8 protein-coding genes are annotated in these 8,593 nt (G+C 55.8%); all 8 read left to right on the forward strand.

Annotated elements, in window-relative coordinates:
- The first annotated feature begins 35 nt into the window (after positions 1 to 35).
- Positions 36 to 173: a six-cysteine ranthipeptide SCIFF gene (scfA, locus tag BLW59_RS13765; protein ID WP_072004094.1), complete on the forward strand. Its 138-nt coding sequence runs from the start codon at positions 36 to 38 to the stop codon at positions 171 to 173.
- A gap of 79 nt (positions 174 to 252) precedes the next feature.
- On the forward strand, positions 253 to 1,662 hold the full coding sequence (gene scfB / locus BLW59_RS13770; protein ID WP_074698236.1) for a thioether cross-link-forming SCIFF peptide maturase: 1,410 nt from the start codon (positions 253 to 255) through the stop codon (positions 1,660 to 1,662).
- A 362-nt stretch (positions 1,663 to 2,024) separates the two neighbouring features.
- Positions 2,025 to 3,038 (forward strand): type I glyceraldehyde-3-phosphate dehydrogenase, encoded by a 1,014-nt coding sequence (gap, locus tag BLW59_RS13775; RefSeq protein WP_074698237.1) that lies wholly within the window; start codon positions 2,025 to 2,027, stop codon positions 3,036 to 3,038.
- A 106-nt stretch (positions 3,039 to 3,144) separates the two neighbouring features.
- Complete coding sequence (locus tag BLW59_RS13780) at positions 3,145 to 4,338, forward strand: phosphoglycerate kinase (protein WP_029540929.1); 1,194 nt, start codon at positions 3,145 to 3,147, stop codon at positions 4,336 to 4,338.
- Positions 4,339 to 4,455: 117 nt separating this feature from the next.
- Positions 4,456 to 5,205 (forward strand): triose-phosphate isomerase, encoded by a 750-nt coding sequence (gene tpiA / locus BLW59_RS13785; RefSeq protein ID WP_074698238.1) that lies wholly within the window; start codon positions 4,456 to 4,458, stop codon positions 5,203 to 5,205.
- 20 nt (positions 5,206 to 5,225) lie between these two features.
- Complete coding sequence (gene gpmI, locus BLW59_RS13790) at positions 5,226 to 6,755, forward strand: 2,3-bisphosphoglycerate-independent phosphoglycerate mutase (RefSeq protein WP_074698239.1); 1,530 nt, start codon at positions 5,226 to 5,228, stop codon at positions 6,753 to 6,755.
- 101 nt (positions 6,756 to 6,856) lie between these two features.
- The gene (locus tag BLW59_RS13795) at positions 6,857 to 7,549 is read left to right on the forward strand and encodes an iron-sulfur cluster assembly scaffold protein (RefSeq protein ID WP_029540925.1); all 693 of its coding nucleotides are present in this window, start codon (positions 6,857 to 6,859) and stop codon (positions 7,547 to 7,549) included.
- Positions 7,550 to 7,595: 46 nt separating this feature from the next.
- The coding region (locus BLW59_RS13800; RefSeq protein ID WP_074698240.1) for a GGGtGRT protein at positions 7,596 to 8,593 on the forward strand (998 nt) is incomplete at its 3' end.

Raw genomic sequence — 8,593 nt, forward strand, 5'->3', positions numbered from 1 at the left:
ATGCAGATTTTCTGCGATGTGAGGAGGGTTCACGAATGAAGCACATCAAGACGGTCAACAAGCCGACCATGCAGAAGTCCCTGAAGACGGGCGGCTGCGGCGAGTGCCAGGCATCCTGCCAGTCTGCTTGCAAGACTTCCTGCACAGTAGGCAACCAGGTCTGCGAAAAGTAATTGTCCAAGGACAGTTCCCTCCCCCGCTTGGGGGAGGCTTTTTTCATTAATATTGTAAAATATTGTAAGGAGAATGTAAGTGAAAGCCAAGATTCATAAGTTTGAGCAGAACGGCGAATACATCCTTTTGGATATCAACAGCGGGGCGGTCCATGTCATTGACAAGATGATCTATGATATGATGGACGTCTTCGACGGGGAGAATGATGGCGAAGTGCTGGAGAAACTATCAGACAGCTACCCCAAGGCTGATCTGGAAGAGGCCCTGGCCGAACTCCATGAGCTCATGGAGGCAGGAGAGCTCTTTGCCCCGGATATTGACGTGCCGCCTACCTTCAAGGAAAAGGGGCTGGTGAAGTCCCTGTGCCTGATGGTGGCCCAGGACTGCAACCTGCGCTGCAAGTACTGCTTCGGCGATGGGGGCAGCTATGGCCAGGAGCGGGCTGTCATGAGTCCCGAGGTGGGCTGCCGCGCCATAGACTACATGCTGGAGAACTGCGGTCCCTTCCGCAAGCACTTCGAGGTGGACTTCTTCGGCGGCGAACCCCTCATGAATATGAAGACCGTGAAGGCTGTGGCAGAGCATGTCCATGAGGTGGAAAAAGAAAAGGGCGTGAGCATCAAGCTCACCATGACCACCAATGGCATGCTGCTGAACGATGAGAATATCAAGTGGCTGAATGACAACAATGTGTCAGTGGTCATTTCCACCGACGGCCGCCGGGAGGTCCATGACCGCATGCGCCCTGATGTGGGGGGCAAAGGCACCTACGACAAGGTCATGAAGAACTTCAAGAAGTTCGTGGACAGCCGCCAGGGCGAGCACTACTATATGCGCGGCACCTATACCAATGAGAACCTGGACTTCACAGAAGATGTGCTGGCCATGCATGACGCGGGCTTTGACGTGCTTTCCATGGAGCCGGTGGTGCTGAAGGACAGCCCCCTGGCGCTTACCGAGGAGCATCTGCCCCGCATCTATGAGGAGTACGACAGGCTCACCGAGGCGTATCTCAAGCGCCATCGGGAGGGGAAGGGGTTCTTCTTCTTCCACTTCAACATGGACCTTTCCAACGGCCCCTGCGTGGCCAAGCGCCTTTCCGGCTGCGGGGCCGGCCATGAGTATTTCGCCGTGGCGGAAAATGGCGACTTGTACCCCTGCCATCAGTTCGTGGGCAGGGAGGGGTACAAGCTTGGCTCCATCTATGAGGGCGTTACTAATAAGGAGCTGCCCCAGTACTTCCGTGAAAGCCATGTGCTGAACAAGGAAAAGTGCCGTGAGTGCTGGGCCCGCTTCTTCTGCAGCGGCGGCTGCCATGCCAATGACGACCTGTTCCACGGCGATATCCGCAAGAGCTACGAGCTGGGCTGCGAGCTTCAGAAGAAGCGCCTGGAGTGCGCCATCTATGTCCAGGCCATGCTGGCCCTGGAGAAGATGGAGCAGGGAGAGAAAGTAGGCGAGTTCACCACCGCCGAAGGCATCCGCTGAGAGTGGACACAAAAGCTTGCATATAATGTCAATTCCTGATGGGAATATTTTGCCTTTGGCAAATTTCAGACAGGGAACTGATAAATGAAGTTTATGAGATATACAGGCCGAAGGAGGAGTCAACAGCTTCTCCTTCGGCTTTTTGTCTGTCGAGTATGTATTGTTTTTCAGCCTTTTTTCAGCATTTCCTCGCAAATAAATCGGTTTGTATTTTTGGAATGAACATTCTGACTATACAAACGGAATCTATAGGATAATTGCTGGTATTTATGATAAAGTGATTGACTTTGTCCTTGAATTATTGTAATATTATGTGCGTAAGAGTTTGAACTTCTTAAAAAAGTTTAGGGGGTAATTTTCAAATGGCAGTAAAAGTTGCTATCAATGGTTTTGGTCGTATCGGCCGTCTCGCTTTCCGTCAGATGTTCGACGCTGAGGGTTATGAAGTTGTTGCAATCAACGACCTCACCAGCCCGGAGATGCTCGCACACCTCCTCAAGTACGATTCCACTCAGGGTACCTACAAGTACGCTGACAAGGTTGAGGCTGGCGAGGACAGCATCACTGTGAACGGCAAGACGATCAAGATCTATGCTGAGAAGGACGCTAAGGACATTCCTTGGGGCAAGCATGATGTAGACGTTGTGCTCGAGTGCACTGGTTTCTACACTTCCAAGGAGAAGGCTTCCGCTCATCTCGCAGCTGGCGCTAAGAAAGTCGTTATCTCTGCTCCTGCAGGCAACGACCTCCCGACCATCGTATACAACGTTAACCACACTACTCTGAAGGCAGAGGACAAGGTTATCTCCGCAGCTTCCTGCACCACCAACTGCCTGGCTCCCATGGCTAAGGCTCTGAACGACCTGGCTCCCATCGAGTCCGGTATCATGTGCACCATCCACGCTTACACTGGCGACCAGATGACTCTCGATGGCCCGCAGCGTAAGGGTGACAAGCGTCGCAGCCGTGCTGCAGCTTGCAACATCGTTCCGAACAGCACGGGTGCTGCTAAGGCTATCGGCCTGGTTATCCCCGAGCTCAACGGCAAGCTCATCGGCGCTGCACAGCGCGTTCCGACCCCGACTGGTTCCACCACCATCCTCACCGCTGTTGTGAAGGGCGAGGTTACCAAGGATCAGGTCAACGAGGCTATGAAGGCTCAGGCTACCGAGTCCTTCGGCTACAACACTGACGAGATCGTGTCCAGCGATATCGTTGGCATGCGTTTCGGCTCCCTGTTCGATGCTACCCAGACCATGGTTCTGCCCACTGCTGGCGGCAACACTCAGGTTCAGGTTGTTTCCTGGTACGACAACGAGAACAGCTACACCAGCCAGATGGTTCGCACCATCAAGTACTTCGCTGAGCTCGGCTAATCGTACGGCATAGCTGAATACTAAAAGATCTCTTGAGGTCCGGCCTAGAAAACTTGGGCCGGGCCTCAAGTTTTTATGTAACATTTTCGATTTGGAGGCGCATTGTATGGATAAGAAAACCATCAAAGACATTGACGTCAAAGGCAAAAAAGTGTTTGTCCGCGTGGACTACAACGTTCCTTTCGATGAAAATCAGAACATCACCAACGATACTCGCATGGTGCGCACTCTGCCGACCATCAACTATCTGCTGGACAACGGCGCTGCTGTAATCCTGGCCTGCCATATCGGCCGTCCATCCGAGGCTCGCGAGCCCCAGTTCTCCACCAAGCATCTGGTGGCACATCTCTCCGAGCTCCTTGGCAAAGATGTGAAGTGGGCTGCTGACTGCGTTGGCCCCGAGGCTGAGAAGGCTGCTGCTGACCTGAAGCCGGGCGAGGTCCTGCTGCTGGAGAACCTCCGTTATCACAAGGCTGAGAAGAAGAACGATCCTGAGTTCGCAAAACAGCTGGCATCCCTGGCTGATGTGGCTGTGGACGACGCTTTCGGCGTTTCCCATCGCGGCCATGCTTCCAACGCTGGTATTGCCCAGTATGTGGAAGTGGTTGCTGGTTTCCTCATGGAGAAAGAGATCAACTACATCGGTAAGACCCTTGAGGCTCCCCAGCATCCCTTCGTGGCTATCATCGGCGGTGCCAAGGTTTCCGATAAGATCGGTGTCATCAGCAACATGATCGAGAAGGTTGACAAGATCATCATCGGCGGCGGCATGGCTCATACCTTCGATGCAGCCAAGGGCCTGCCCATCGGCAAGTCCCTCTGCGAGCCGGACAAGTATGACCTGGCCCGCGACCTGCTGAAGAAGGCTGAGGACAAGGGCGTTGAGGTTATCCTGCCCGTTGACCTGGTCATCGCTGACAAGTTCGCTGCAGATGCCAACACCCAGACCGTTGATGTGGACAAGGTTCCCGATGACTGGCAGGCACTCGATTCCGGTGTGAAGACTTCCGAGAAGTACGTTGAGGCTCTGAAGGGCGCCAAGACTGTTATCTGGAACGGCCCCATGGGCGTGTTCGAGTTCGACGCTTTCGCCAAGGGCACCCTGGCTGTGGCTGAGGCTGTGGCCAAGGCTACTGAGGAAGGCGCTATCTCCATCGTAGGCGGCGGCGACTCCGTGGCAGCTCTGGAGAAGACTGGCCTCACCGAGAAGATTTCTCACGTTTCCACTGGCGGCGGCGCAACTCTCGAGTACCTCGAGGGCAAAGAGATGCCGGGCGTGGCAGCTATCGCTGACAAATAAGATGGCTTCATAAGGCGCTGATTGTTCAGATTCTGCCTTGGGCAGAATCTGGACAATTGCGTTGTGATTTGGGTGGAACACCAAACCAATAAAAACATTTTAGGGAGGATTTTACAAATGGCTAGAACTCCGATTATTGCAGGCAACTGGAAGATGAACAACACCATCGCTGAGGGTGTGCAGCTGGTAAAAGAGCTGGCTCCCCTGGTGAAGGATGCCAAGGTTGACGTAGTGGTTTGCCCCACGGCTACTGCTCTCGCTTCCGTGGCTGAGGCTGTGAAGGGCACCAACATCCATGTAGGCGCTCAGAACGTTCATTGGGAGAAGAGCGGTGCTTTCACCGGCGAAATCTCCACCGGCATGCTGAATGAAATCGGCGTAGACTACTGCGTCCTGGGCCACAGCGAGCGCCGCGACTACTTCGGCGAGACCGATGAGGGTGTCAATAAGCGCGCTCTGGCTGCTTTCAAGGCAGGCATCACTCCCATCATCTGCTGCGGCGAGTCCCTGGAGATCCGCGAGGCTGGCACCTACATCGACCATGTAGTAGCTCAGATCAACGCTGCTCTCGAAGGCTTCACTGCTGAGGAAGCCGGCAAGCTGGTCATTGCTTATGAGCCTATCTGGGCTATCGGCACTGGCAAGACCGCTACCTTCGATCAGGCTGAGGAAGTCTGCAAGGCTATCCGCGAGGCTGTGGCTAAGAAGTTCGACCAGGCTGCAGCTGATGCTATCCGCATCCAGTACGGCGGCAGCGTGAAGCCTGCCACCATCAAGGACCTCATGCAGCAGCCCAACGTAGACGGTGCTCTCGTAGGCGGCGCTTCCCTGAAGTCCAAGGATTTCTCCGAGATTGTCAACTACTAAGATAGAAAGCAAGGCAAAAAATGGCAAAACTTAAAAATGCACCTGTGGCCCTCATCATCATGGATGGTTGCGGCCTGGGTGACAAGAGCGATAGCAACAATGCTGTGCAGGTAGCTAAGACTCCTGTGCTGGACGGCCTGTTCGAAAAGTACAAGACCAGCCAGCTGCAGGCTTCCGGCGAGTACGTGGGCCTGCCTGACGGGCAGATGGGCAACTCCGAGGTTGGCCACACCAACATCGGCGCCGGCCGCATCATCTACCAGCAGCTGACCCGCATCACCCGCGACATCAGGAACGGTGACTTCTTCAAGAACGAAGCTCTCCTTTCCATCGTCAACGGCGTGAAGGAGAAGAACGGCGCCCTGCATCTCATGGGCCTGGTTTCTCCCGGCGGCGTGCACAGCCATCAGGATCATCTCTATGCTCTCCTGGAGCTGGCCAAGAAGAACGGCATTGAGGAAGTTTATGTCCATGCTTTCCTGGACGGCCGCGATGTGCCGCCCCAGAGCGCACAGCCTTTCCTGGAAGAGCTGGAAGCCAAGTGCAAGGAAATTGGCGCAGGCAAGATTGCCACTGTCAGCGGCCGCTACTACGCTATGGACCGCGACAACCGCTGGGAGCGCGTGGTGAAGGCCTATGAGGCTCTGACCCATGCCGAGGGCGTCAGCGCTGACAGTGCCGTAGAGGGCCTGAAGGCCAGCTACGCAAACGATGTGAACGACGAGTTCGTGGTTCCCTTCGTGGTCAAGGGCTATGCAGGCATGAAGAATGGCGATGGCGCCATCTTCTTCAACTTCCGCCCCGACCGTGCCCGCCAGCTCACCCACTCCTTCGTGGATGAGACTTTCGATGGCTTCGAGCGTGACGAGAGCTTGAAGATTCCCTTCGCCACCTTCTCCCAGTATGAGGATGGCATGAACGCTCTGGTGGCTTTCCCGCCGGAGTCCATCGACAACACCTTGGGCCAGATCATCCAGGACAAGGGCATGACTCAGCTGCGCATTGCCGAGACGGAGAAGTACGCTCATGTCACTTTCTTCTTCAACGGCGGCGTGGAGGAGCCCTATCAGGGCGAGGACCGCATCCTGGTTCCCTCCCCGAAGGTTGCTACTTATGACCTGAAGCCTGAGATGAGCGCTGTTGAGGTGACGGACAAGGTGGTTGAGGCCATCAAGTCCGGCAAGTACGACTTCATCATCTTGAACTATGCCAACTGCGACATGGTGGGCCACACCGGCGTCTTCCCGGCTGTCATCAAGGCTGTGGAGACCGTGGATACCTGCGTGGGCTGCTTCGTGGACGCTATCCGCGAGGTGGGCGGCGAAGTCTGCATCACTGCCGACCACGGCAACGCAGACCAGATGATGGACTATGAGAACGACCAGCCCTTCACCAAGCACACCACCAATCCGGTGCCCTTCATCGTGGTCTCTGACCGGGTGAAGTCCGTGCAGGACGGCGCTCTCTGCGACATCGCTCCCACTCTCCTTACCCTGGCAGGGGTGGAGATTCCCGCCGAAATGACGGGCAAGAACCTGGTGGAGCTTTAAGAATCCCTTTAGTTCAATGTGCGCTGCCCCTTCTGCAGGGGAGGGGCGGAGCATTTGAATAGCGCAAACGTGTATTTTAGAGAGAGAGGAAACGAACAATGATTGCTTATTCACAAAAAGTGGAAAACATGGCATGTGTGGCACAGGAAGTGCACCACGGCGCCGCTCCGATTCCTGAGGAGGGCAAGTGGGTTAAGTCCAAGAACGTGCAGGACATCAGCGGCCTTACCCATGGTGTGGGCTGGTGCGCACCTCAGCAGGGTGCCTGCAAGCTGACCCTGAATGTCAAGGACGGCATCATCCAGGAAGCTCTCGTTGAGACCATCGGCTGCTCCGGCATGACCCACTCCGCTGCTATGGCAGCAGAGATCCTGCCCGGCCTCACCGTCCTCGAGGCTCTGAACACTGACCTGGTGTGCGATGCCATCAACACCGCTATGCGTGAGCTGTTCCTCCAGATTGCTTATGGCCGTACCCAGACTGCTTTCTCCGATGACGGTCTGCCGGTTGGCGCAGGTCTCGATGACCTGGGCAAGGGCCTCCGCAGCCAGGTTGGTACTCTCTACAGCACCCTCAAGAAGGGTCCCCGTTACCTGGAGCTGGCTGAGGGCTATGTCACGAAGCTCGGCCTCGACAACGAAGGCCGCATCATCGGCTACGAGATCGTTCAGGTTGGCAAGGTTATGGAAGCTGTCCGCAAGGGTCAGGATGCTAACGAGGCCATCAAGGCCAACACCAGCACCAAGGGCCGTTTCGCTGACGCTGTGAAGACCATCGACCCGCGCGAAGACTAATTCGTGACAGCTGAAGAGTTAAAAGCAATCAGGAGGAATGAATACAATGGCAACATTTGAAGGCTATGAGCGCCGCATTGACACCATCAATGAGGTTTGCAAGAAATATGAGATCAAGGATCTGGACGAAGCCAAGAAGATCTGCGACGAGAAGGGCGTTGACCCCTACAAGATCGTAGAGAGCCTCCAGCCTATCGCTTTCGAGAACGCTAAGTGGGCTTACACCCTCGGCGCTGCTATCGCTATCAAGAAGGGCTGCAAGGCTGCTGCTGACGCTGCCAAGGCTATCGGCGAAGGCCTCCAGGCTTTCTGCGTGCCGGGCTCCGTTGCTGACCACCGCAAGGTTGGTCTCGGCCACGGCAACCTTGGCGCTATGCTCCTCTCCGAGGAAGCTGGCTGCTTCGCATTCCTGGCTGGCCATGAGTCCTTCGCAGCTGCAGAGGGCGCTATCGGTATCGCTCAGACCGCCAACAAGGTTCGCAAGAACCCCCTGCGCGTCATCCTGAACGGCCTGGGCAAGGATGCTGCCCAGATCATCAGCCGTATCAACGGCTTCACTTTCGTGGAGACCGAGTATGACTTCAAGGCTGACAAGGTCAACATCGTGAAGGAAGTAGCTTACAGCGACGGCCTCCGTGCCAAGGTTCGCTGCTACGGCGCTGAGTCCGTGCAGGAAGGCGTTGCCATCATGAAGCTGGAGAACGTTGACATCTCCATCACCGGCAACTCCACCAACCCGACCCGTTTCCAGCATCCTGTGGCAGGCTGCTACAAGAAGGATTGCATCGAGAACGGCAAGAAGTACTTCTCCGTTGCTTCCGGCGGCGGCACCGGCCGTACCCTCCATCCGGACAACATGGCAGCAGGCCCTGCTTCTTACGGCATGACCGACACCATGGGCCGTATGCATGGCGATGCCCAGTTCGCAGGTTCCTCCTCCGTGCCGGCTCACGTTGACATGATGGGCCTCATCGGCGCAGGCAACAACCCCATGGTCGGCATGACTGTGGCCGTGGCTGTGGCTGTGCAGGAAGCTATGAGCAA

Source organism: Selenomonas sp. KH1T6 (assembly GCF_900108415.1).
Classification (GTDB): Bacteria; Bacillota; Negativicutes; order Selenomonadales; family Selenomonadaceae; genus Selenomonas_B; species Selenomonas_B ruminantium_A.

Bases quoted from the DNA above. Each gene is read 5' to 3' on its own strand.
- scfA (WP_072004094.1), top strand. From the start codon at position 36: ATGAAGCACATCAAGACGGTCAACAAGCCGACCATGCAGAAGTCCCTG.
- gap (WP_074698237.1), top strand. From the start codon at position 2,025: ATGGCAGTAAAAGTTGCTATCAATGGTTTTGGTCGTATCGGCCGTCTC.
- gpmI (WP_074698239.1), top strand. From the start codon at position 5,226: ATGGCAAAACTTAAAAATGCACCTGTGGCCCTCATCATCATGGATGGT.
- BLW59_RS13780 (WP_029540929.1), top strand. From the start codon at position 3,145: ATGGATAAGAAAACCATCAAAGACATTGACGTCAAAGGCAAAAAAGTG.
- tpiA (WP_074698238.1), top strand. From the start codon at position 4,456: ATGGCTAGAACTCCGATTATTGCAGGCAACTGGAAGATGAACAACACC.